Source organism: Streptomyces roseus, from assembly GCF_001044425.1.
GTDB classification, from domain to species: Bacteria; Actinomycetota; Actinomycetes; order Streptomycetales; family Streptomycetaceae; genus Streptomyces; species Streptomyces roseus.
Map to the genome: position 1 here is coordinate 23,098 of NZ_LFML01000003.1, position 23,815 is coordinate 46,912.

Here is a 23,815-nt window from a genome sequence, read left to right on the forward strand (position 1 = left end):
TTGTCGCATCCTGCAGCTGCACAGGGGTGTATTTGGGTACACGTCCCCCGTGTGAAATGAGATAGACGAATCTATGTCTGGAGCGAGGCCTCCTTCCTCATTCCCGATCAAGCTAGGGGATGGAGGTCTCGTACGGCCAGCCCTTTACGGAACAATTTTCACTGTGCGGCTCTGGCCGGGCGGAAGGCGGGAATCTGGGCGCAGTTCTCCCCGGGTCGCCCGACCATCCCAATGATTTCGGGATTTCGCGAGCGAGATGGGATCCCCATCGTCGGCGACCCTATCGGGTATTCAGTCGAACAGGCAAGCCGAACTCCCGTTCCCCTGAAGGGAGTTGGCGGTTCCGTTTGTAGGGGGGTTGCACGACAGGCCTGAATTGTCGCATTTGGGACAAGGTGGACATCGAGCTGAGGAGATCTGGCGAATCGCTCTCGATCAACTGCTGGTTGACGTTTCCATTCATGTCAAATTAGCCTTCTGATCCACACCATGCGATGGCATGGAAGGTCCAGGAGAGAGAGCAGGCGGCACGTGGAGACAGGTGAGGAGTTCGGGCCCTGGTTGGCCCGACAGCTCAAGCTCGCGGGAAAGACGCAGGCCGAACTGGCCGACGAGCTCAAGCTGACTCGGGCTGCAGTGTCGGCGTGGATCACCGGCAGGTCGACTCCTCGTCCGACCGTCATGTCGGACATCGCCAAGGCGCTCGGCACAGACGTGGGCACGGTGCACACCCGCACCACCGATACCCAGGCCGGCCTTCCGGTCACCTGGTACCACCGCCCCGGCTACCCCGATGGCGGCCGTGACCTGGGCAATGCCGCCGCCTTCGCCTTCGACGCCGACGTGCAGGTCCTCGCTCGCGAGACATGCCAGAACAGCCTGGACGAGCGGCTGATCGAGAACGGCCGCCCCGTCAAGGTGCGCTATACCCTGCACGAGCTCACCGGCGCGGCCCTGGACGCCTTCCGCGAGGCGATCCTCTGGAACGATCTCTTTCCGCACTACTCCGCCGTTTCGGAGACCGCCGGCAACCAGAAGGTCGGTCGGGTCGTGGATGCCGGAGTGCGTGACATGTACGAGAAGGGCCGTTTGGTCCTGCTGCGCGTCGACGACTACAACGCTTCCGGGCTGATCGGCGACGATTACGCGGACGGCAAGTTCGCCGCCGTGGTGAGACGTCAACTGGAGAGCCTCAAGTCCGGTCCCGGAGCGGGCGGTTCGTACGGCTTGGGAAAGGCGACGCTGTGGGCCACCAGCTCCCTCGGGCTCGTGCTCATCAACTCCACTCTCTCCGTGCCTCACGAGGGCCGCACCGAGCGACGCGTCATCGGCCGCCTCGAACTGCCGTGGCGTGAGGTCGACGGCGAGTCGTACGCGGGTCCTGCCTGGTTCGGGCGCCCTGATCCCGACTCGCCCGGGGCCATGGTCGCCCGGTCTTGGTGGGCGGACGAGGAGACCGTGGAGAACCTGTATTTGGCCCGGGAGAGCGACGAACCCGGTACGTCCTTCCTCATCGTCGGTGCGCACGATGTGGCCGGCCTCGCAGCGAACTCCTCCGATCCCGACGACGGATTCATCGACGAGGAGGAGAGCGATGAGGACACGCGTGACATCACCACGATGCACGCCCGGCTGGTCGAGGCACTCGGGCGCGACTTCTGGGCCGCTATGACCGGCGGAGGCAGCAAGCTCCCCCTCCTGGAGGTTTCTGTCCGCGCTCTGCGAAACGGCAAGGAAGTCGTGGCGGAGCAGCAGGTGGACCCGTCTGTCGAACAGCCCGCCCGGACCCGTGCCCTGAGGGCGCACTACGAGGGCACCACGGTGGACCGTCTCACCGAAGCCGGGCAGGTGGCGGCTCGGAGCATTCCGTTGAAGCTGCCGTTGTCCGGAGGTGCTCATGGGACGCTCGGTACGCACCAAGCGGTCTTGCTCGTGACGGAAGCCGAGGGGGACAGGGACGGAGCGAAGAACCGGATGCACTCGGTGCGCGGCAATCGCATGACCGTCAAGAGGGCCGTGGTCCCGAGGCTGCCGAACAGCACCAACCCTTTCCAGGCCGTTCTGCTGCTCGGGGAGGCAGCCGGGGAGACGGCCCCCTTCGCGAAGGAGGCCGAGGACTTCCTGCGTGCGGCGGAACCACCCGAGCATGACCGTTGGGGACAGACCGAAGAGCTGACGCTGCGGTGGTCACCATCCGCTTATCGGCGTATCAACGCAATGACCGCCGAGGCCAACAACGCGGCGAGGGAATTGGTCGCACGGCCGAAACGAAGCAGCGGAGAAGGCGGTGAGGCCCTGCGCAAGGCGTTGACGGTGCGGACGAGGCCCAAGGCCAAGACACCTGCCGGCCCCGTGGTTCCGGTCCTGGACGGCCTCGACGCGGCGGTCGGCGACGCCGGAGAGTGGCGGATCGACGGCGAAGTGAGCATTCCGCGTGGCGACGAGATCTTCCCGATGGTGCCTGTGGCACAGCTGGACGTGCGCTCGGGGGGCCGCCCCCGGCTGGACTGGGCGGAATTGGTGGGCGTCGAGGGCTGCGAAGCGGTCGACGGAGTACTGCACTTCACACCTGGTGCGCGGCGTGCGAAGTTCCGAGGAACCACCGACGTCACCAGCCACCCGGTCAGGACCACTCTGACCCGTCTCGTTGTCGAGCTCCGTGCCGGAAAGGGGGAGTGACACGTGAAGTTCTACCCGTACAAGCGACTCAATCGGCCGGTCCTGCTCAGGGTGACCTCGGTCGCCCTCAGGCTTTCCGACGGCACCCGTGACCAGTTGGAGACGACGGCGTACTCGACCCAACAGCAGGCTGTCGCGCTTGGTATCGCGGGGCACACCGACTGGGTGAGCGCCGAGATCGCCGTTTCGGCGACGCTGCCGCCCGGGGCGAACGCGCCGGACGCGCCCTGGTCGGACCTGCGCGTCCTGGCCGTCCTGACGGATGGCGAGACCAACGTTCGTACCTCTGTGGATCTCACGCTCGACGTGGAGGGCGGCCGGGACTGGTCCGGCGCGCTGAAGGTGTTCCGTGACGATCATCTCGGTCGGGCCTACGTCGCCGTGTACGCCGTCGGGACAGTGGACGGAGTGCGCGGACGGTCGATCGCCGAGACCGACCGAAGCTGGATCATCGACACGGCTTCGGACGAGCCGGTCCGTGGGCTCCAACTCGAGGTTCAGAAAGCGTCCTTCAAGAAGAGCTCCCGCGAGTGGCTTCAGGCCTACGCCGACGCGCCCTGGGTCGTGGACACCTCGGCCAGGGTCCCCACCGTTTTCGTGAACACCGATGTCGAAGGAGTCATCGACCTCCTGGACAGCAACGGGTCGGGTGTGGAGAGCAAGGTGCGCGACCTCTTGGTCGCCCAGATGTCCACCGACGTATGGACCGCGGTATTTCACAGCGCCATCGGCGATCTGGAGGTGGAACCCGGCGGCCGGCCCGTCTTCCCCACCGACTGGCAGGGCGAGGTGCTGCGGGAGATGCTCCCGGACGTGATTCCCGGCGTTCATGTCGAGGAGGCCCTGCGACAGGTCCATCGTCGGCGCACCGGCGAGTCAGGCTGGGTGGAGTTGCAGACGCGTATCCATTACGCGGCCGTCCGCCGCGCCGATGCCACCAAGGCGCTCGCCTTTGCCATCCGCAGTCTGGAACAGATGAACCGCGAGAGTGAGACGTGATCACCCAACCGAACCACGTACCGGAGCGCCTGGGGCTGCTCGCCACCTCTGCCGTCGATCCGTTCCTCACCGAGGAGCTGCTCAAAGGTGAACAGGTTCACGGTGGCATCGACCTCGCCAAAGTCGTCGAGCCGCTTCCCGAGGACGACGCCAGGTGGTGGGTCGAGCCGATCCGGAGCCTGGTGGACGACGCCGTGTTCGAGTTCCGGGAGGACCGCACCCGAGCCGACGCATGGCTCGCGCCACGGCTGCATGCCACGCTGCGCCTGACGCGACGAGAAGCGGCGGACAAGCGTCTGTGGAACCACCTGGCCCTGGCTGTCGCCCCGGACTACGTGGTCTGGCGGCACCTGTCTGAGCCGACGGCGAAGAAGCCGGAGAGACGCGTCGCTGCCGAGCGCTTCCGGGGACCCGCGGACCGCCAGTGTTTCTCCCGCCTGTGGTGGGCGGCCGAACTGTTCAGGAACGGGTCGGACTACGAGCCGGTCGACATCGCCTGCGGAAATCAGGATCTGATCCACACCGTTCTCCGGAGCGAGTTGATCGATCACCGTCCCACCGCTCAGGCCCTGGTCCGTCTTCTGAAGAGTGGCCAGGTCTCCGGCGGGCGAGAGATCAATGGCCTCAGCGTCGCGATCAATACGGCGGGAGCGACCTTGCTCTACGACATCCTCGCGCCGGACCAGCCCCGCGACCCAGCCCGACTGCGGCACTGGATCGCGGAAGCGGGATCGGCGCCGCCGGTCGAGCGGTACGAGCTCCCGAGCGGGCCCGACGAGGACCCCGTGCCGGAGGAGTCCGTGGCGGCGCTCACCCGCTACTTTGCGGAGCTGTTCGAGACTGCGCCGGTCAGGGGCCGGAAGAGCGGGGATTGACCTGGGAGGTGGTCGTCCTATTTCGCCGACGCCTTCTTGTTCTTGCGAGGGCGCACGGAGGAAGGGGGCGGCACCTGGTCCTTGGGTCGCGGGCACCTGTCGGTGCAGGCGTCGGCGGCCCCGCAGCCGCTGCTTCGCAGCTTGGCCCGCTGTTCCTCCGTGGCCGGCTGCCACGGCTTCCTCAACGCCTCCGGGTCCGGCTTGGGGAGCCCCAGAGCGGCGCTCAGCAGGTGGGCACCGAAGAGGGGCGGTACGGCGTTGCCCACCTGCTGGGCCTGCGCCGTACCGGACCACGGATAGTCCGGTGGGAAGCTCTGCAGCATCCCGGCCTCGTTCATGGTGAACCGAGGGCCCTCGTAGACGATGTTCTCGTCGAGGTGCTCGAAGACGACGAAGCGGGAGATGCGACCGGTGACGGTGGCGGCGGGTTGCCGGTCGGTCCGTACTCCACGCCTCCCCGGGTTTCCGGAACTGCCATAGTTCGAGCGCACCAGGAAGGGAGCGGGACGCCCCGGATGTGTGCCCACCGGTGCCGCGAGGGCATCCCGCATGGATCTCCAGGACTGCGGGTCCTCGGCGCTCTTCGACGCGGTGGCGGCTTCGTAGAGAGGCGGTTGATGGGCCTGGTCCGCAGCCTGGTCGGGTTCGCTTGTCCCGTTCTTCCGATTCCATTCCTTCGCTTCATAGGAACGGTGGGTCGCGAGGGGGAGCGAGGGGTTGCCGAGGCCTTCACGCCGAGCGATCAGCACCGCGCGGGATCGTGTCTGGGGCACCCCGTAGGTCTCGGTGGCGAGGATGTCGACGACGACCTTGTACTTGGTCCCGTCGGGGAGCCCCGTCTTCTCCAAGACCTTGGCGTAGTGCCTCCAGAGCGGGGCCACCGCGGGGACCTGCTCCAGGACGATGACGTCGTACGGGCGGTGCTCGCGATTGGGGCTCCTGGTCGCCTGAATCGCGTATCGGAGAGGTTCGAGGACCAACGCGGTGCGCGGATCGGTGAGGGTTTTCAGGTCCTCGTCGATCTTCTGGTCGGACTCGCCCGCCACCAGCCGCTCGATGTACTCCTCGACCCGGTCCAAGGCCTGGCGTCCGGCGCCGTGCCCGGCCACCGAGTACGTCTGGCACGGGGGCCCACCTGCGAGTACGTTGATCTCCGGCGGCAGGGACTCGAAGGAGTCCCTGCGTACCGCGCTCACGTCGGCGTGAAGGGTGTCCAGCCCTGCCGCGTATCGCGTGAGGCATGCACTCCTGTCCCACTCGATGCCGAGGCTCGGGATGTCGAGCACCTGCCCCGCGACATCCAGCCCTCCGGGCCCTGCGAAGAGATCCAGGACAAAAGGGTTGTCGAGGATGGGCTGGTGGTGCGCCGAGCTGGTCATGTGGCGGAAGTCTAGCCGGCCGCAGGCCCTCGCGGATCCCTGTTCAAGGCTCCGGCGACGGCCCGTCCCAGCGCCTCTCCGACCGGCGGTGGGGTCGCGTGCCCGATCTGGCGGTACCGGGCGGTCTTGAGGCCGGAGATCCGCCAGGCTTCGGGGAAGGCTTGGAGGAGGGCGGTCTGGTCGACCGTGATCCGTACCAGTCCGTCGTCATCGAGTGACGGATCCCACGTGAAATCGGGGCCGGGCGGTTCGTCTCCGAACGACTTCGTGTAGACCCCCATCCGTCGCCACTTGGCCTTCGTGCCACTCGGCCCGAAGTCGGGGCCGCCGTGCGCCTTGGATCCGCCCACCAAGGTAGGCGCCACGCTCGTTGCCTGGGCCGCCCAACGGTCGGCGTCCGGCCAGCCGCAGGAACCCATCGACGGCGCCAGCGCCTCTCCCACCGACACGTGCCGGTGGACGCTGGGTGGGGGCGGTCGGAAGGCACCGGCCCACTGCTGCTTGACGGCGACGACGATGCCTTGCAGACGGTGCTGGGGCACTCCGAAGTCGGAAGCGTTCAGGATGAACCAGGTCAGTGCGTAGCCGAGGTGCTCAAGCTCGTCGCGGAGGAAGTCCCGTATCGGCGCCAAGTCGTCCTCGTCGACCAGGCTGGGCACGTTCTCGATGATCAGTGCACGTGGCTGGACGGCGTGGACCAGATAGGCAGTCGCCTCGATGAGACGTAATTCGGCGTCCGACCGACGCGTCACCGTCGCGCTCGACCTCACCCTGGGAAGTCCGGCTGCCAGCAGATCGACGTCGTACACCTCGGGATGGTCCACGGGGTCGAAGTCGAGAAGGTCGGTTTTCAGCACGTTCCAATGCGGCCGGTTGGCTCTGAGCGTGTCACAGGCAGACGGTTCGTTGTCCAGGAGGAGAAGAGGCGTGAAGCCCGCTCGTTCCAGCCCGAGAGCAAGTCCACCTGCCCCCGAGCAGACGTTGACAAAGCTCAGCCCGCTCAACTGTTCCTCCCCCGTTCCAGCCGGACCTTCCGCCGCTCCGCCGTCGCCATACGGAGAGCCCCGGCATCCGGTGCTCCATGCTCCCAGAGGTGCGGGACCTCCAAGCCAGACGGAGGGCGGCCACGGCTTCATCGTGCTCACGGCTACCGTGCTTCACGACGGTGGCTCGCTCTCGATGGCAGTCCAGTGCGTACCGGGGAGCTGCCGACTGCGGCTGTGGTGCCCGAATCCGTCACGGGCCGAGTACTGCCGCACCGATTTCGCCCGTCGGGCCGTACCGCCCGATGGCGTGGGGCAGGCCGAGGAAGAAGGCGGGTCCTCCTGTCGTCGCCGGGGTCGGTGTGGCCTGGTAGGGAGTCCTGGGGCCGCCGGGTCGCTGGGGGGTGGGGGCCGGGCTACTTTGGAGAGGCTGGACCTGGGCTGCGCGTGGTAGGAGGGCGGCATGTCTACACGGGTGCGTCGAGCGGCGGTGGGGGTGGCCGCGTTGGGGCTGGTGTTGGTGAGCCTCGGGTGGGGACGGGCGGTGGACATGCCGGCGGGGACCGTTTCCTCGGCCTCGGCGCCCGTTGCCGCCGATCAGCAGTTTCCGCAGCTCACGCCCGCCGTGGCACGGCAGTTGGACGATGCCGTCCGGAAGGTGATGGACGAGGCGAAGGTGCCCGGGGTGATGGTGTCGCTCTCGGCGCCCGGCAAGGGCTCGTACGTACGGACCTTCGGTGTCGCCGACAAGGCGACCGGTGCGCCGATCCGTACGGACATGAACATGCGCATCGGCAGCGTCACCAAGACCTTCACCGTGACCGCCCTGCTGCAACTCGTCGACCAGGGCAAGGTGCGGCTGGACGACCCCATCGGAATGTATGTGGCCGGCGTGCCCAACGGGGACCGGATCACGCTGCGCCAGCTCGCCGAGATGCGGAGCGGGCTGTTCAACTACTCCGAGGACGAAGGTTTCTTCAAGGCCCTGACGACCGATCCCCGACGGCCCTTCACCCCGCAGGAGTTGCTCGCGTACTCCTTCAAGCACCCGGTGCTGTTCCAGCCCGGAGCCAAGTTCTACTACTGCAACACCAACCTCATCCTGCTCGGGCTGGTGGTCGAGAAGCAGAGCGGGCAGAAGCTCGACGACTACATCAACGAGAAGGTCGTCCGGCCGGCCGGGCTGCACCACACGCTCTTCCCCGTCGGCGCGGAGTTCCCGAAGCCGCACTCCCAGGGCTACACGGACCAGACCGCCTCCGGGAAGACCGAGGACGCTGCCGACTGGAACCCCTCCTGGGGCTGGGCCGCGGGAGCGATGATCTCCGACCTCGACGACCTGAAGGCCTGGACGAAGGTCATGGCCACCGGCACGCTGCTCAAGCCCGCCACCCAGGCCGAGCGCCTGAAGGTCGTCGAGGCACTGCCCGGCACCGGCTACGGCCTGGGCATCTTCAACGTCCAGGGCTGGATCGGCCACAACGGCTCCCTGCCCGGCTATCAGGCGCTGGCCGTGTACCTGCCGGAGGCGAAGGCCACGCTGGCGGTGATGCTGAACACGGACGTCGCGTACGAGGGTTCCGAGCCGAGCACCCTCTTCGGTCAGGCGATCACCAAGGTCGTCACGCCGGACCACGTTTTCACCCTGCCCGCCCAGTCCGTTACCGCACACTGAGGGCATGAGCGATCAGGATGTGGTGTTGCGCGTTGCCGGTCACAGCGATCTCGACGTCGCGGGTGCGCTGTTCCGGAGTTACCTCGACTTCTACGAGGTGAAGGTGGAGGATCCGGACGCGCCGAGGGAGTACCTCGCGCAGCGGCTCCGGGGTGAGGAGTCGCTGGTGCTGCTCGCGGACGTGCCGGGTGCCGGAACGGTCGGGTTCGCGCAGGTCTACCGGACCTTCTCCTCGCTGGCGCTGCGGCCGATGTGGATCCTGAGCGACCTGTACGTCGACCCCTCCGGCCGCCGCAGCGGCGCCGGGCGGGCGCTCCTGCGCGAGGTGCTGCGCCGGGCGCGGGAGGCCGGGGTGTGCGGGGTGCAGCTGGAGACGGCGTACGACAACCACGTCGCGCAGGCGCTGTACGAGGCGGAGGGCTTCGAGCGGGATCCGTTCCACGTGTACTTCCACCCGCTCGGGTAGGAGCCGCTTTCACCGGTTCGCCGGTTCGCCGGTTCAGCGGTTCACCCGGTTCATTTGGCGTCCGCGTAGCACTCCACGATCGCCGTCGTGAACGGGAAACGGACCGGGGTCTCGCCGAAGGCGATGCGGCCTGCGCGGTCGCCGGCGGTGCGGATCGCCTCGGCGACCGCCTCGGCCTCCTCGGCCGGGCAGTGCACGATCACCTCGTCGTGCTGGAAGAACACCAGCTCGGCCCGCATTCCGGCGGCCGCGATGGCCTGGCGCAGCGCCGCGAGGAGCAGCAGGGCCCAGTCGGCGGCACTGCCCTGGACGACGAAGTTGCGGGTGAACCGGCCGCGGGCCCGGGTGTTGGTGGAGGCGTAGCTCGGCGTGTAGCCGTCCTCCCGGTCCTGCGGGATGCCGGCTTCGCCGTCCTCGTCGGCGCCGGCCGGCGGCGGGCAGGTCCGGCCCAGCCAGGTCCGTACGAGGCGGCCCTCCTCGCCGGCTTTGGCGGCGTCGTCCACGTACGCCACGGCCTGCGGGAAGCGGCGGCGCAGCGCGGCCAGGTTCTTCAGGCCGTCGCCGGAGGTCTGCCCGTACACGGCGCCGAGGACGGCCAGTTTGGCCATGTCCCGGTCGCCGGAGAAGCCCTGGCGGGAGATGGCCGTGTAGAGGTCCTCGGGGCGTCCGGCGACCTCCATGAAGGCGGGATCGCGGGAGATCGCGGCCAGGACGCGGGGCTCCATCTGGTCGGCGTCGGCGACGACGAGCCGCCAGCCGGGGTCGGCGATGACCGCTCTGCGGATCACCTTGGGGATCTGGAGGGCGCCGCCGCCGTTGGTGACCCAGCGGCCGGTGAGGGTGCCGCCGGGGACGAACTCGGCGCGGAAGCGGCCGTCGCGGACCCAGTCCTGGAGCCAGCTCCAGCCGTGGGCGGTGTAGATCCGGTACAGCTTCTTGTACGCGATGAGGGGCTCGACGGCGGGGTGGTCGAGCTCCTGGATCTCCCAGCGGCGGGTGGACTTGAGCCGGATCCCGGCCTCGGCGAAGGCCTTTATGACGTCGGCGGGCAGGTCGGGGCGGACGCGGCGGCCGAACGCGGCGGAGACCTCCTCGGCCAGCTCGGCGAGGCGGCGGGGTTCGCCGCCGCCGGCGTAGCGCTCGCCGAGGAGCTCGGTGAGCAGGGCGCGGTGGACGTCGGCGCGCCAGGGGAGGCCGGCGCGCTGCATTTCGGCGGCGATGAGGAAGGCGGCCGACTCGGAGGTGGTGAGCAGGCGCATGCGGTCGGGGTGGGCGGTGGCGGCCGTGCGGTTCGCCTGGTCGCGGTGGATGGCGACGAGGGCGTCGAGGGGGAGGGGCGTGGTGGCGGGCCTGGGGTCGAAGAGGAAGAGGGAGTCCTGGGTGGTGGGAGTGGTGGTACGGGCCGGCTGTGGGGGATCGGGGGGTACGGGGGCGCCCGTGAGGCGGGCCCAGGCGGCTGCCGCGGAGCGGGGTTCGCCGGATCGGCCTTCGTGGGCGAGGAGGAGGAGCTCGGTGTCCTCGATGTCGTGGCAGCGCTCGACGCGGGCGCCTGCGGCGAGCAGGCGGGGGTAGACGGCGGCGGTGTTGCGCCAGACCCAGCGGGTGGGGGCGGGGGCGGAGCGGATCGCTTCCGCGGGGTCTTTGAAGGTGAGGGGAGTGGGGGTGGTGGTGCCGGTGGTGGCGGGGGCGCCGGTGGTGGGGGTGAGCGGCATTGCGTGCCAGAGGCCGTCGGGGGCTTCGGCCAGGGCCCAGTGGGGGGTGCGGTCGCTCATGGGTGCGAGTGTCCCACCGGGGGCTGACAGTTCTGCCTGGTCGGCGCGCGGGGGGTGGGGGCGGGGTGGCGGTGCCGCTGCGCGGGGCTTTCTCCCCGCCCCGCCCTTCTCCCGTTCACCGGGCGCGGCCCGGACCCCTTCGGGGCTCCGCCCCCGGACCCCCGCGCCTCAAACGCCGGCGGGGCTGGGCGGGGCCCCGGCGGCGGGGCTGGGCGGGGCCCCGGGCGTCAGGTGTAGGCGGGGCCTGGTGGGTCCGGCGCCTCAAGCGCCGGAGGCGCGGGGTGGTCCCCTGTGCCGCAAACGCCGGTGGCTGGGTGGGGTGGGCTCCGCCCCGGACCTCATGGCCTCGGGCGCCGCAGGCTGGGGTGAGCGGGTCTGCCCCAGGACCCCCCGCGCTTCGCAGCCGGCGGGGCCCGGTGGGGCCCCAGGCCTCAAGCGCCGGTCGGGCCGGGTGGGGCCCCGCGCCCCGGGCCTCGTGCCTCGGCGGGGCTGGGCGGGGCCCGGGGCCTGGGTGGGGGCGTGGGAAGCTGGGGTGGTGAGAGAGATTGTCGATCGGGCTTGTGAGGCCGCGCTCTACGGCGACGGCGATGCCGGGCTGGATGCCGGGGCTTCCGTGCTCGTCGGGGACGGCGGGCAGTGGGGCGGGGTGGGGCGGGAGCTGCTCGGGCGCGGGGAGGCGTACGTACGCCAGGCCTGGGAGCGGGGGTGGCAGCCCGCCGACGTGCTGCGGCTGGTCGGGCGGGATCTCGGCGAGCGGCATCTGAGGATCACCCGCGACCTGATCGCCGCGGAGGCGCGGTGGTACGCCCGGCTGCCCGAGCGGTGGACCGACGCCGAGGTGTGGTGGGCAGCGGACGGGGAGTACGGGGAGGCCCTCGTACGGCGGGAGAAGAGCGATCGGTTCAGCCTCGCCACGGCCGTGCTCGAAGTGTTCAGGCTGCTCATCCGGCTGCCCTCCATCGAGGCCGTCGGGCCGCTGCCCGGGGACCCCGTCGGCGACGCCCTGGAGCACGCGCACCTGGAGCCCCGCATGCTCGGGCGCATCCGGGCCCTGCTCGCCAAGGCCGAGGCGACCAACTTCCCGGACGAGGCGGAGGCGCTCAGCGCCAAGGCGCAGGAGCTGATGGCCCGGCACACCGTCGACGAGGCGCTGCTCGCGGCGAGCGGGAAGGTGCCCGCTCAGGTGCCCGTCGCCTGCCGGATCGGGGTCAAGGCCCCGTACGAGGAGGCCAAGGCCGTGCTGCTGGACGCCGTCGCCACGGCCAACCGGTGTCGGGCCGTGTGGAACAGCGCCTTCGAGTTCTCCACTGTGGTGGGGTTCGAGAGCGACCTGGAGGCCGTCGAGCTCCTCTACACCTCCCTGCTCGTGCAGGGCACGGCCGCCATGACCCGCGCCGAGGCCGCGCAGCGCTCCGGCGGGCGCAAGCGGACCAAGACCTTCCGGCAGTCCTTCCTGCTCGCGTACGCCAGCCGCCTCGGCCAGCGCCTCGCCGAGACCGCCGAGCACACCGCCGCCGAGGCCCCCGACAACCTGCCCGCACTGGTGGCGCGCGACGTCGCCGTCACCTCGCGGGCCGACGAGATGTTCCCCCGGACCACCACCACCCGGCTGCGCGGTGCCACGGACCATGCGGGTTGGGAGGACGGCACCGCCGCCGCCGATCGGGCCCACATGGCCACCAGGCGGTCATCCCTCCCGCGTTAGCCCCGCCGGCCGTCTCCCACGCCGTCTCCCTCGCCCTCGGCACGCAGGGCCTGCGTCTCCGACTTCAGGATGCGCATCGACCTGCCCACCGAGCGGGCCATGTCGGGCAGCTTCTTCGAACCGAAGACCAGCACGCAGACCATGAGGAGCAGGACCAGGTGCCAGGGTTCGAGGGCATTGCGGATCATGCGGGTTCCCCCTGTGGGTGACGGGAATTCCGGTGTGGTTCCGACCATCGAACAGGGCCGTTCGCGTACGGACAAATCTGAAGAAGACCTGAAGGACGGGTCGGTGTCCGGCACTGGTCGGAGCTTGATCCAGGCTTTACAAGGGCCCGATTCACCCCTGATCCACCCGAGTTCTTCCCTGACAGTGATCAGGGCAGCACCCTCTGCGTGCACGTGCATCTGCCCATGCATGCGCTTATGAACACAGCTATGATCCGGTGCAGTTGACATCTGCACTATCGGGGGCTTCCTGTGGACCACGCGTACAACGGGATGGCAGCTGCAGAACTCGGCGGAGTGACCTGGCAGAAGAGCAGACACAGCAACTCGCAAGGTTCCTGTGTGGAGTTCGCCAAGCTGCCCGGCGGCGCCGTCGCCATGCGCAACTCGCGCTTCCCGGACGGGCCGGCGCTCGTCTACACGCCGGCCGAGATAGAGGCGCTGCTGCTGGGCGTCAAGGACGGCGAGTTCGACCACCTGATCGCCTGACCACCTGATCGGCCGGCAGGGACGGCCGGAGGAACAGCGCGCCGATCAAGCCATGCACGTGCACTGGCCGGGACTGATCGCAATGATCAACCCCGGCCAGTTCCGGTCGTTCACCGGTGCTTCCGTCGGTGTCCGGCGCCCCGCGTCGGACCTACTCGTGCAGCATGAACAGCGCCCAGACGACCTTGCCGGTCAGCCGGCCCGCGAGCGGGTGCCAGCCCCAGCCGTCGCTGTAGGCGTCCACGAGGAACAGCCCGCGCCCCGACTCCAGGTCGCAGTTCTCCTGGGTGCGCTCGGGCGCGAAGGACCCGCCCGGCCGGTCCTCACTGGGATCCCGCACCGCGCACACCAGCCGGGTGCTCCACCGCATCAGGTGCAGCCGGACCGTCGGTTCGACCTCACCCGAGCCAGAGCCCGAGCCAGAGCCCGAACCGGAACCGGAACCCGAGCCCGAACCGGCGCCCGCACCGCCCCCGGCCCCCGACAGCGCCCCCGCGACCGAGCCGCCGCCCGTCCCGGCGTCCCCCGGCAGGGCGTGGCGCAGCGCGTTCGTGACGAGTTCGGACACCACCAGGGCCACGTCGTCGAAGCGCTCGTCGAGGCCCCACTGCGACAAGGTCGACCGGGTGAACGAACGGGCGCCCCGCACCGCCTCGAAGCGGGCGGGCAGAGCGCAGGAGGCGGACCCGGAGACAGCCGTGGGGTCGACCGGGGGCAGCCCCTGCCGTAACGGCTCGAGCATGGTCGATCCATTCGTCCCCATGCGAGGCACTCCCGGGATTCGCGGACGGGGCGGCTCGCTCCGTCCAGAAAGAACTGCGGGGTGGGTCCGGCGCCGGCGCGAAAGGAGCACGCAGGTGCGCGGCACCATCGTTCCGAATGCAGAAGCTGGATGCAAGGGCAGATGCACGTGCACGCGCCGGACCTGTCCACTCCCGTGATGGTTCTTGCTCATTTCTTCCTACGCATACTTACGGACTTCTTTTGCGGCAGGCGGGATTCCGTTACAGAACGAGTACGGACCGATGCGTTTTGGTGGCAGACTGCGGGGCCTGGGGTTCGGGGGCCCCGGCGACGCACATCACGCGCAGACCACGCGTACACATGGCGATGGGGAGGGCTGGACTAGTGACCGCAGAAGCAAGCGGTTCCGTGGTGCGCCGCATCCTCCTGGGCTCTCAGCTCAGGCGACTCCGAGAATCCCGCGGCATCACCCGTGAGGCGGCCGGCTACTCGATCCGCGCATCCGAATCGAAGATCAGCCGCTTGGAGTTGGGAAGGGTGAGCTTCAAGGCAAGGGACGTCGAGGACCTCCTCACGCTCTACGGAGTGACGGACGGCGCGGAGCGGGAGTCCCTGCTGGGGCTCGTCCGCGAGGCGAACGCGGCCGGCTGGTGGCACAGCTACGGAGACGTGCTGCCCGGGTGGTTCCAGACGTACATCGGCCTGGAGGGCGCCGCCTCGCTCATCCGGATCTACGAAGTCCAGTTCGTCCACGGCCTGTTGCAGACCGAGGCCTACGCCCAGGCCGTCGTCAGCCGCGGCATGCCCGGCGCCACCAAGGCCGAGATCGACCGCCGCGTCGCGCTGCGCCTGGAGCGCCAGAAGGTGCTCGTCTCCGAGACCGCGCCCGTCTTCCACGCCGTCCTCGACGAGGCCGCGCTGCGCCGCCCGTACGGCGACCGCGACGTCATGCGCGGCCAGCTGGAGCACCTCATCGAGGTCTCCCAGCGGCCCAACGTGCAGCTCCAGGTGATGCCCTTCTCCTTCGGCGGCCACGCGGGCGAGAGTGGAGCCTTCACCCTGCTGCGCTTCCCGGAGTCCGACCTCCAGGACATCGTCTATCTGGAACAGCTCACCAGCGCCCTCTACCTGGACAAGGACGAGGAAGTGGCCCAGTACGAAAGGGCGATGGAGCGGCTCCAGGCAGACTGCCCCGATCCCGACCGGACGCGGGATCTTCTCCGCGGCCTGCTCCAACTGTCTTGATTCGCACGTAGTATGACGTCTGATCAGTGCATGATGACCGATCGGTCTCCGGTGCAGCGCACGGGTGCGCGCTCGCAGTAAGGGATGGCATGTCCATATTCGACGACCTGGCTCACCAGTACATCGACGGCGAATGGCTGGCCGGCACCGGTTCGTGGGACATCATCGACGTCAACCCGTACAACGGGGAGAAGCTCGCGGCCATCACCGTGGCCACCGTCGAGCAGGTGGACCTGGCCTACCGCAGTGCCGAGCGCGCCCAGAGGGAGTGGGCCGCCACCAGCCCGTACGCCAGACGCGCCGTCCTGGAACGCGCCCTGCGCATCACCGAGGAGCGCGAGAAGGAGATCGTCGAGGCGATGATCGACGAGCTCGGCGGGACCCGTCCCAAGGCCGAGTACGAGGTCCACCTCGCCAAGGAGTTCATCCGCGAGTCGATCCAGCTGGCCATCCGCCCCGAGGGCCGCATCCTCGCCTCCCCGGTCGACGGCAAGGAGAACCGGGTCCAGCGCCTCCCGGTCGGCGTCGTCACCGTGATCAGCCCCTTCAACTTCCCGTTCCTGGTCACCATGAAGTCCCTTGCCCCGGCCCTGGCCCTGGGCAACGCGGTGGTGATCAAGCCGAACCAGAGCGCACCCGTGGTCGGCGGCGGACTCATCGCCAAGGTCTTCGAGGACGCGGGCCTGCCGGCCGGGCTCCTCAACGTGCTGGTCACCGACATCGCCGAGATAGGCGACGCGCTCCTGACCCACCCCGTCCCGAAGGTCATCTCCTTCGCCGGCTCCGACCGGGTCGGCCGGCACGTGGGCTCGGTCGCCGCCCGCCACTTCAAGCGGACCGTCCTGGAGCTCAGCGGCAACAGCGCGCTCGTCGTCCTCGACGACGCCGACCTCGACTACGCGGTGGACGCGGCCGTCTTCAGCCGCTTCGTCTACCAGGGCCAGGTCTGCATGGCCGCCAACCGCATCCTCGTGGACGCCTCGATCGCCGAGGAGTTCACCGAGAAGTTCACCACCCGCGTGCGGGGTCTGAAGACCGGCGACCCCCACGAGGCCGACACCCACATCGGCCCGCTGATCAACTCCTTCCAGGCCGACGCCCTGACCGCGCTCGTCGACCAGGCCGTCGCGTCCGGCGCGCAGGCCCTCGTCCGCGGGTCTACGCGCGGCAACCTGGTCGAACCGACCGTCCTGGCCGGCCTCCCCGAGGACTCCCCGCTGCTCGGCCAGGAGATCTTCGGCCCGGTGGCCCTGCTGGTGGTCTTCGACGGCGAGGACGAGGCCGTACGGCTGACCAACGCGACCCCGTACGGGCTCAGCGGCGCCGTCCACACCCGGGACGTGGAGCGCGGCGTGCGCTTCGCGCAGCGGATCGAGACCGGGATGATCCACGTCAACGACTCGACCATCGGGGACGAGCCGCTCGCCGCGTTCGGCGGGGAGAAGGCCTCGGGGCTGGGCCGGCTGAACGGCGACGCCACGATCGAGGCCTTCACCACCCAGAAGTGGATTTCGGTGCAGCACGGGCGCACGACCTTCCCGTTCTGATCTCGTTTCTCCCTCCGGCCTCGGTTCTGCGTCCGGGGTCGCTCTAGACTCGGGCGAGTCAGCGGCGGGCAGCGTTCCGGGGGAGACCTGAGTTGAGCAACATTCCGGAGACGGGGCGCACACCCCGGGTCCAGAACCGCCTGGTCGTGATCCAGGTGGTCGTCTTCTCCCTGCTGCTCACGCTGGGCGGGCGCCTGTGGTATCTCCAGGTCCGCAACGGCCAGGAGTACACCGACGAGGCGAAGAACAACCACACCCAGCAGGTCGTCCAGCCCGCCGTGCGCGGCTCGATCCTGGACTCCCGCGGGGTGCCGCTCGCCGACAACGAGACGCGCATGGTGGTCTCCGCCAGCCGCACCGACCTCACCAAGATGAAGGACCGGGGCAAGGGCGTCCTGACCCGGCTCGCCGGCGTGCTCGGCCTCAACCCCGAGGACGTGGTCAACAGCGTCCGGCTCTGCGACGCGAAGACGCCGAAGCCCTGCTGGAACGGCTCCCCGTACCAGCCGATCCCCGTCACCGACGAGGCGACGACGGACCAGGTGCTGGAGATAAGGGAGCACGCCGAGCAGTTCCCCGGCATCACCGCCGAGCCGACCGCCCTGCGCCGCTACGCCGGACCCGACGGGGCCAACACCTCGCAGGTGCTCGGCTACCTCTCGCCCGTCACCGACGCGGAGATCACCAAGGCCAAGAAGACCGACTCCCCCTACCTGCGCTCCGACCAGGTCGGCCGCTCCGGCCTGGAGCGCACGTACGACAAGGAGCTGCGCGGCAAGGCGGGCGTCACCCGCTACGAGGTGGACAACCTCGGGCGCGTCATCGGGCAGGCGCAGGCCGACAAGCCGACGCCCGGCTCCAACGTCGTCACCTCGATCGACTCGCGCGTGCAGGCGGTCGCGGAGCGCGAGCTGAACAACGCGATGGTCGAGGCCCGCAAGACGTACGACAAGATCACGCACAAGAACTACGAGGCGGACTCGGGCGCGGTCGTCGTGATGGAGGCCAAGACCGGCCGCATCGTGGCGATGGCCTCCAACCCGACGTACGACCCGAACGCGTGGGTCGGCGGCATCTCCGCGAAGGACTACGCGTCCCTCACCGACAAGGAATCCAACTACCCGCTGCTCAACCGGGCGATCCAGGGCCAGGCGGCCCCCGGCTCGATCTTCAAGGTGGTCTCCTCGACCGCCGCGGTGAACGCCGGGTACCCCTTCAACGGGCGGTACGGCTGCCCCAGCTCCTACTCGGTCGGCAGCCAGACCTTCACCAACTTCGAATCGCAGGGCTACGGAGACATCACCATCGGCCGGGCCCTCGAAGTCTCCTGCGACACCGTCTACTACGGCATCGCGGACAAGGAGTGGAAGAAGGACGGCGGGATCAACCCGAAGAAGGACCCGAGCGACTGGTTCTACAAGACGGCGCACCAGTTCGGGCTGGGCAAGGCCACCGGCGTCGACCTGCCGAACGAGGTGAACGGCCGGGTCCCCGACCGCCAGTGGAAGAAGGACTTCTTCGAGGCCAACAAGGCCGCCTGGTGCCGGGACGGCAAGAAGGACGGCTCGTACGCCGAGAAGATCGCCTACGAGAACTGCCGCCAGGGCAACCAGCTGCGCGAGGGCGACGCGATCAACTACTCGATCGGCCAGGGCGACACCCTCGTCACCCCGATCCAGATGGCGTCGATCTACGCGGGCATCGCCAACGGCGGCATGATGCACCAGCCGAGCATCGGCAAGGCGATCGTCAGCGCCGACGGCACCTCGGTCAAGGAGATCGCGCCGAAGGAGCAGGGCCGGCTGCCGATGGACGAGGAGCTGCGCGACGACATAGACGGCGCGCTCGCCTCGGTGGCCACCACGGGCAGCGCGGCCTGGCGGTTCGGCGGCTGGCCGCAGAAGCAGATCCCGATGCACGCGAAGACCGGTACGGCGGAGGTCCAGGGCAAGCAGACCACCTCCTGGTTCGCCTCGTACACCGAGGACTACGCGATCGTCATGACGATCTCTCAGGGCGGTACGGGCTCCGGGGCGTCCGGGCCGGCGGTCCGCAAGATCTACGAGGCGATGTACGGGCTCGACGAGAAGGGCGGCCAGGACCTGTCCAAGGCCCTGCTCCCCAAGCCGCAGACGCAGCTCCCGGCGATCCGCCCGGAGGGGGCCTCCAACTAGGCCGCCACGCCGGGCCGGATCGAGGACAGAAGCTGACCGCAACCCTTCGTAACGTGGTCTTCGTCAGCAGCGAGAACCACGAAAAGGCGGTTGGTCATGGCGCACATCTCCGAAGAGGTCCCGGGCGACGAGCGCGGCACGCTCCTGCTCTTCGTCGAATCCCAGCGCACGGCGATCCGCGAGTCGCTGGCCGGGCTGACCGCGGAGCAGGCGGCGAGCCGGCCCAGCGCCAGCGAGCTGTCCCTGTCCGGGCTGGTCAAGCACGTCGCCGGGGTCGAGCTGACCTGGCTGCGCATGGCACAGGGCCGGGCGGACGAGAGCGAGCGGAGCCCCGAGGACTGGGCCGACGCCTTCCGCCTCACCGGGGACGAGACCATCGAGTCGGTCCAGGCCTTCTGGGACGAGGTCACGGCCGAGCTGGTGGCCTTCGTACGGGACCTGCCCAGCCTCGACGAGAGCTTCCCGCTGCCGCCGGCGCCCTGGTTCCCCGAGAACGCCAAGGTCTCGATGCGCTGGATGCTGCTGCACCTGGTGGAGGAGTTCGCCCGGCACGCGGGCCACGCGGACGTGATCCGGGAGTCCCTCGACGGCACCAAGGCCATGGGCTAGTCCCACCTCTGCCGGACACACCTCCGCGGCGGACTTGCACCTCACGTGGCGTGAGGGCCCACAGTGAAGGGCGTACCGACCAGAGGAGCGGAAGAGATGAGCTACTCCGTGGGACAGGTCGCCGGATTCGCCGGAGTGACGGTGCGCACCCTGCACCACTACGACGAGATCGGCCTGCTCTCCCCGAGCACCCGCAGCAGCGCGGGTCACCGGCGTTACGACGACGCCGACCTCGACCGGCTGCAGCGGGTCCTGTTCTACCGGGAGCTCGGCTTCCCGCTCGAAGAGGTCGCGGTCCTGCTGGACGATCCGGAGTCGAACCCGAGGGAGCACCTGCGCCGGCAGCACGCCCTCCTGTCCGACCGGATCGCCCGGCTCCAGCAGATGGCCGAGGCCGTGGAGCACGCCATGGAGGCAGAGAGAATGGGCATCAACCTCACGCCCGAGGAGAAGTTCGAGGTCTTCGGGGACTTCGACCCCGACCAGTACGCGGACGAGGTGCACCGACGCTGGGGCGACACGGACGCGTACAAGGAGTCCGCCCGCCGGACGGCCGCCTTCACCAAGGAGGACTGGAAGCGCTTCCAGGACGAGGCGGACGAGATCAACCGGCGGTTCGCCGCGCTGCTGGAATCCGGCGCCGCCGCGGACTCCGAAGAGGCCATGGACGTGGCCGAGGAGCACCGGGGCTGGATCGACCGCAACAGCTACACCTGCTCGCACGAGATGCACACGTGCCTGGGCGAGATGTACGTCGCGGACGAGCGCTTCACCGCCTACTACGACGGGATCCGGACCGGGCTGGCGGTGTTCGTGCGGGACGCGATCCTCGCGAACGCGGTCGCAGCGTCTAGATCGCCGGATGTTCCCCGCACGGCCCCCTCCCGGTACCTGGAACCGGGAGGGGGTCTTGTGCGTTGATAATTGAAACCGCCGTCCTGTCCGAAGCCCCTTCTCGGACGCCCCGCCGCGATACTCGCGATACCCCGATCCAGGAGAGCCCGGAACTCGTGTACACGCTTGCGCTCGGCCCAGAGTGGCTGTCCCCGGAGTATCTGATCGGGCAATTCGGTCTGATCGGCATCCTGGTCATCGTCTTCGCGGAGTCGGGCCTCTTCGCGTTCCTGCCGGGGGACTCGCTGCTGTTCACGGCGGGCCTGTTCGTCGCGAGCGGCACGATCAAGCAGCCGCTGTGGCTGGTCTGCACCCTGATCTCGGCCTCCGCCATCCTCGGTGACCAGGTCGGCTACATGATCGGCAAGGTCTTCGGTCCGAAGATCTTCAACAGGCCGAATTCCAAGCTCTTCAAGCGCGAGAACCTCGACTCGGCGCACGACTTCATGGAGAAGCACGGCCCCAAGGCCATCGTCCTCGCGCGCTTCGTGCCGATCATCCGCACCTTCGCGCCGATGGTCGCGGGCGCGACGGCGATGAGGTACCGCACCTTCCTGACGTTCAACGTCATCGGCGGCGTCCTGTGGGGCGCGGGCGTCACGGTCCTGGGCTACCAGCTCGGCCAGTTCGAGATCATCAAGAAGAACGTCGAGCCGATCTTCATCGTCATCGTCCTGATCTCCGTCATCCCGGTGATCTTCGAGGTGCTGAAGTCCCGCAAGGAGAAGAAGGCGTCGGCCGCCTCCGGCGGGCAGCCCTCGGGCGGCGAGGAGGCGCAGGCCCCGGGCCGGCGCAGCGGCCGCCACGCCAAGCGCTGAGCCGCGCCCCCGTACCGGCCCGGCACGGCCCCGTACGTCCGAAAGCCCTGGCGACCCGAGAGGGTCGGGCCGGGGCTTTCGCGTATGGGGGCCGGCCGGGGCTTTCGCGTGCGGGGGAGGCCTACGGCCTAGAACCCGCGGGTCCGCTTCGCCGCGCGGCGCTTGGCGGCGCTCGCGGCGCCCGGGATCCGCATGAACAGCCGGGAGGTCTCCGACCCCAGGTTGACCCCGATCGCGATGGCCAGCGCGATGGCGGCGGCGTTCACCAGCGAGCCGAGGCCCTCGTTCAGCCGGTTCTCGGCGATGAGCAGCAGGCCGTAGTACGTCGCGGAGCCCGGCAGCAGCGGGCCGATGGCCGCCGTCGTGTACGGCAGGGCCGAGGCGAAGCGGTAGCGCGAGAAGAGCTGGCCGAAGAGGCCGACCAGTCCGGCGGCGATGGCCGTGGAGGGTACGGGCGGGATGCCGCCCGCGTAGTGCAGGGCCCCGAAGGTCACCCAGGCGACCCCGCCGTTCAGCGTCACGATCCACACGGTGGACCGTTCCTGCTGGAGCAGGATCGCGAACGTGAACACCAGCACCATCGAGGCCGCGATCTGGATCAGCGGCCGCTGGGTGATCTGGAGGACCTCCTCCGGCTTCGGCGAGGAGCCCAGCTGGAGCCCGAGGTACAGCACGACCAGCACGCCCATGATGATGCCGATGAAGAGGTACATGACCTCCAGCAGCCGGGCGGAGGCGGTGATGTAGAAGCCGGTCAGGCCGTCCTGCACCGCCGCGACCAGGGCTCGCCCGGGCAGCAGCGCGAAGAGGCCGCCGGTGATCACCGCGGAGGCGCGTACGTCGATCTCGCTCAGCTTCAGGGCCACGCCTATGGCGGCCGGCGGCATCGCGGCCACCACGAACTGGTAGAACTCCGGCAGCCCGCGCCCGGCGCACAGCCAGGCGAACCGGTCGCCGAGCATCGCCCCGATCGCGGCGGCGAAGAACACCAGCACGCCGCCGCCGACCAGGGTGGAGGCGGCCCCGGCGAGCAGCCCGGCGGCGGCCGTCAGGACCCAGGAGGGGTAGGGGTGCCGGTTGCGGCGGATCTCGGCGAGGCGCCGGTAGGCCTCCTCCAGCGAGAGCTCGAACTCGTGCGCGCTGATGTCGTCCACCAGCTGGTAGACGGCGGCCAGCCGGGTGTAGTCGGTGCCGCGGCGGCGTACGGTCCGGCTGGCCGAGACCGGGTCGTCGACGAGGGAGGGCTGGTAGGTGATCGACAACAGCGTGAAGGTCACCGTGGGCTCGCAGCGGTCCAGCCCGTACGAGTGCGCCACCGCGAACATCGCCGCCTCCACGTCCTCGGCGCCCTCGCCGCCCGCGAGCAGCAGCTCGCCGATGCGCAGGGTGAGGTCGAGTACGCGCCCGACGGCGGGCCCGTGCTCGGCGTGCTTCTGCACGGCCTCCGGGACGGGTCGGACGTCGACCGGCATGCGCAGCATGGTGCGCATGCGGTCCTGCCAGGGGGATTCCTTCATCAGGGAGACGGGGAACCCCGTGCCGGGGGTGTAGGCGGGAGGCGAGTGCTGGGCGCTGTACGTGGCCGGGGGTGCGAAGGCGGAGCCCTCCGGCCCCTGCTCGGCGCTCGGCTCCGGTACCCCTGGCGGGACGGCGAACTCGGAGGTCGGCTGGTCCTCGTCGAGCGGTTCCGGCTCGATGCCTGCGGGCGGGGCGAAGGCGCTGCGCGCCTCGTCCGATTTCGGCTTCCGGTCCTCGGTGCCCCCGGATCCCTCGCCCTCCGACACACGTCCTCCAGTCCCCGGCCAGCCCGGGTATCAGTATGCGGAACCGTTCCGTCCTCGGCGAAACCGGACGACGAACGGGCGGCACCCCCTCGGTGAAGGGGTACCGCCCGTCGCGTTCGAGCCTGTCACCTGCCGGGCGGACCCGGCCGGAGCAGCGGACTCAGTGGTGGCCGCCCTGGGCCTCGAGGCGCTTGTACGAGGCCTCGATCTCGGCCTCGGCCTCGGCGCGGCCGACCCAGTTGGCGCCCTCGACCGACTTGCCCGGCTCCAGGTCCTTGTAGACCTCGAAGAAGTGCTGGATCTCCAGGCGGTCGAACTCCGACACGTGGTGGATGTCGCGCAGGTGCTCCACGCGCGGGTCCGAGGCCGGCACGCAGAGCAGCTTGTCGTCGCCGCCCGCCTCGTCCGTCATGCGGAACATGCCGATCGCGCGGCACTTGATCAGGCAGCCCGGGAAGGTCGGCTCGTCCAGGATGACCAGGGCGTCCAGCGGGTCGCCGTCCTCGCCGAGGGTGTTCTCGACGAAGCCGTAGTCCGCCGGGTAGCTGGTGGAGGTGAAGAGGCGACGGTCCAGACGGATCCGGCCGGTCTCGTGGTCCACCTCGTACTTGTTCCGCGAACCCTTGGGGATCTCGATGGTGACGTCGAACTCCACGTCCTGCTCCTCCATGCTCAGCTTCATTGCTTCGAGACTGCGATTGGTCCATCCGCACGCGGGTCGCGCCCACCCGGCGGGGTGGGTGCCATGCTC

The 23,815-nt window shown here is 69.4% G+C and carries 18 protein-coding genes and 2 pseudogenes; 13 read left to right on the forward strand and 7 right to left on the reverse strand.

What is annotated here, in order from left to right:
• Positions 1 to 531 precede the first annotated feature (531 nt).
• From ACS04_RS00350 to ACS04_RS00360, 3 genes are read left to right on the forward strand one after another with little or no spacing between them, the layout of a single operon-like run.
• Positions 532 to 2,679, forward strand: a complete 2,148-nt coding sequence (locus ACS04_RS00350; protein ID WP_048474396.1) for a helix-turn-helix domain-containing protein — start codon at positions 532 to 534, stop codon at positions 2,677 to 2,679.
• A 3-nt stretch (positions 2,680 to 2,682) separates the two neighbouring features.
• Positions 2,683 to 3,678, forward strand: coding sequence for a hypothetical protein (locus tag ACS04_RS00355; RefSeq protein ID WP_048474397.1), 996 nt, complete (start codon positions 2,683 to 2,685; stop codon positions 3,676 to 3,678).
• The gene (locus tag ACS04_RS00360; protein WP_048474398.1) at positions 3,675 to 4,553 is read left to right on the forward strand and encodes a DUF6339 family protein; all 879 of its coding nucleotides are present in this window, start codon (positions 3,675 to 3,677) and stop codon (positions 4,551 to 4,553) included. The genes ACS04_RS00355 and ACS04_RS00360 overlap by 4 nt, the downstream gene beginning before the upstream one ends.
• Positions 4,554 to 4,570: 17 nt before the next feature.
• Here the strand turns inward: ACS04_RS00360 and ACS04_RS00365 are convergent, their stop codons facing one another.
• Entirely contained in the window at positions 4,571 to 5,932 is a 1,362-nt protein-coding gene (locus ACS04_RS00365; RefSeq protein ID WP_048474399.1) for a DNA cytosine methyltransferase, read from the reverse strand.
• Between the two features lie 11 nt (positions 5,933 to 5,943).
• Positions 5,944 to 6,936, reverse strand: coding sequence for a DNA cytosine methyltransferase (locus tag ACS04_RS00370; protein ID WP_048474400.1), 993 nt, complete (start codon positions 6,934 to 6,936; stop codon positions 5,944 to 5,946).
• Between the two features lie 442 nt (positions 6,937 to 7,378).
• On the opposite strand from ACS04_RS00370, the gene ACS04_RS00375 reads away from it, so the two are divergent.
• On the forward strand, positions 7,379 to 8,590 hold the full coding sequence (locus ACS04_RS00375; protein WP_053080645.1) for a serine hydrolase domain-containing protein: 1,212 nt from the start codon (positions 7,379 to 7,381) through the stop codon (positions 8,588 to 8,590).
• 4 nt (positions 8,591 to 8,594) lie between these two features.
• Complete coding sequence (locus ACS04_RS00380) at positions 8,595 to 9,056, forward strand: GNAT family N-acetyltransferase (protein WP_048474402.1); 462 nt, start codon at positions 8,595 to 8,597, stop codon at positions 9,054 to 9,056.
• A 50-nt stretch (positions 9,057 to 9,106) separates the two neighbouring features.
• On the opposite strand, the gene ACS04_RS00385 is transcribed toward ACS04_RS00380, so the two are convergent.
• On the reverse strand, positions 9,107 to 10,828 hold the full coding sequence (locus ACS04_RS00385; RefSeq protein WP_048474403.1) for a bifunctional 3'-5' exonuclease/DNA polymerase: 1,722 nt from the start codon (positions 10,826 to 10,828) through the stop codon (positions 9,107 to 9,109).
• Between the two features lie 535 nt (positions 10,829 to 11,363).
• On the opposite strand from ACS04_RS00385, the gene ACS04_RS00390 reads away from it, so the two are divergent.
• Positions 11,364 to 12,533, forward strand: a complete 1,170-nt coding sequence (locus ACS04_RS00390) for a DUF2786 domain-containing protein (protein ID WP_209441580.1) — start codon at positions 11,364 to 11,366, stop codon at positions 12,531 to 12,533.
• On the opposite strand, the gene tatA is transcribed toward ACS04_RS00390, so the two are convergent.
• Positions 12,530 to 12,721, reverse strand: coding sequence for a Sec-independent protein translocase subunit TatA (tatA, locus tag ACS04_RS00395; RefSeq protein ID WP_048474404.1), 192 nt, complete (start codon positions 12,719 to 12,721; stop codon positions 12,530 to 12,532). The two genes, ACS04_RS00390 and tatA, sit on opposite strands and share 4 nt — an antisense overlap.
• A gap of 291 nt (positions 12,722 to 13,012) precedes the next feature.
• Between tatA and ACS04_RS00400 the strand changes: the two genes are divergently transcribed.
• Positions 13,013 to 13,249, forward strand: a complete 237-nt coding sequence (locus tag ACS04_RS00400) for a DUF397 domain-containing protein (protein WP_048474405.1) — start codon at positions 13,013 to 13,015, stop codon at positions 13,247 to 13,249.
• Between the two features lie 151 nt (positions 13,250 to 13,400).
• Here the strand turns inward: ACS04_RS00400 and ACS04_RS35935 are convergent, their stop codons facing one another.
• Positions 13,401 to 13,991: an ATP-binding protein gene (locus tag ACS04_RS35935; RefSeq protein WP_048474406.1), complete on the reverse strand. Its 591-nt coding sequence runs from the start codon at positions 13,989 to 13,991 to the stop codon at positions 13,401 to 13,403.
• 368 nt (positions 13,992 to 14,359) lie between these two features.
• Here ACS04_RS35935 and ACS04_RS00410 point away from each other — a divergent pair, with 368 nt between their 5' ends.
• The 6 genes and pseudogenes from ACS04_RS00410 to ACS04_RS00435 form a co-directional block, all read left to right on the forward strand.
• On the forward strand, positions 14,360 to 15,238 hold the full coding sequence (locus ACS04_RS00410; RefSeq protein WP_048474431.1) for a helix-turn-helix domain-containing protein: 879 nt from the start codon (positions 14,360 to 14,362) through the stop codon (positions 15,236 to 15,238).
• An 89-nt stretch (positions 15,239 to 15,327) separates the two neighbouring features.
• Entirely contained in the window at positions 15,328 to 16,785 is a 1,458-nt protein-coding gene (locus ACS04_RS00415) for an aldehyde dehydrogenase family protein (protein ID WP_048474407.1), read from the forward strand.
• A 92-nt stretch (positions 16,786 to 16,877) separates the two neighbouring features.
• Positions 16,878 to 18,950 (forward strand): annotated as a pseudogene (gene mrdA, locus ACS04_RS00420) (penicillin-binding protein 2); the annotation flags it as partial.
• Positions 18,951 to 19,055: 105 nt separating this feature from the next.
• Positions 19,056 to 19,568 (forward strand): DinB family protein, encoded by a 513-nt coding sequence (locus ACS04_RS00425; RefSeq protein WP_048474408.1) that lies wholly within the window; start codon positions 19,056 to 19,058, stop codon positions 19,566 to 19,568.
• A gap of 96 nt (positions 19,569 to 19,664) precedes the next feature.
• Complete coding sequence (locus ACS04_RS00430; protein WP_078864316.1) at positions 19,665 to 20,489, forward strand: MerR family transcriptional regulator; 825 nt, start codon at positions 19,665 to 19,667, stop codon at positions 20,487 to 20,489.
• A gap of 89 nt (positions 20,490 to 20,578) precedes the next feature.
• Positions 20,579 to 21,241 (forward strand): annotated as a pseudogene (locus ACS04_RS00435) (DedA family protein); the annotation flags it as partial.
• A 167-nt stretch (positions 21,242 to 21,408) separates the two neighbouring features.
• Here the strand turns inward: ACS04_RS00435 and ACS04_RS00440 are convergent.
• Entirely contained in the window at positions 21,409 to 23,064 is a 1,656-nt protein-coding gene (locus ACS04_RS00440; RefSeq protein WP_048474410.1) for a threonine/serine exporter family protein, read from the reverse strand.
• A 160-nt stretch (positions 23,065 to 23,224) separates the two neighbouring features.
• On the reverse strand, positions 23,225 to 23,719 hold the full coding sequence (locus tag ACS04_RS00445) for an inorganic diphosphatase (RefSeq protein ID WP_030031597.1): 495 nt from the start codon (positions 23,717 to 23,719) through the stop codon (positions 23,225 to 23,227).
• Positions 23,720 to 23,815: the final 96 nt, after the last annotated feature.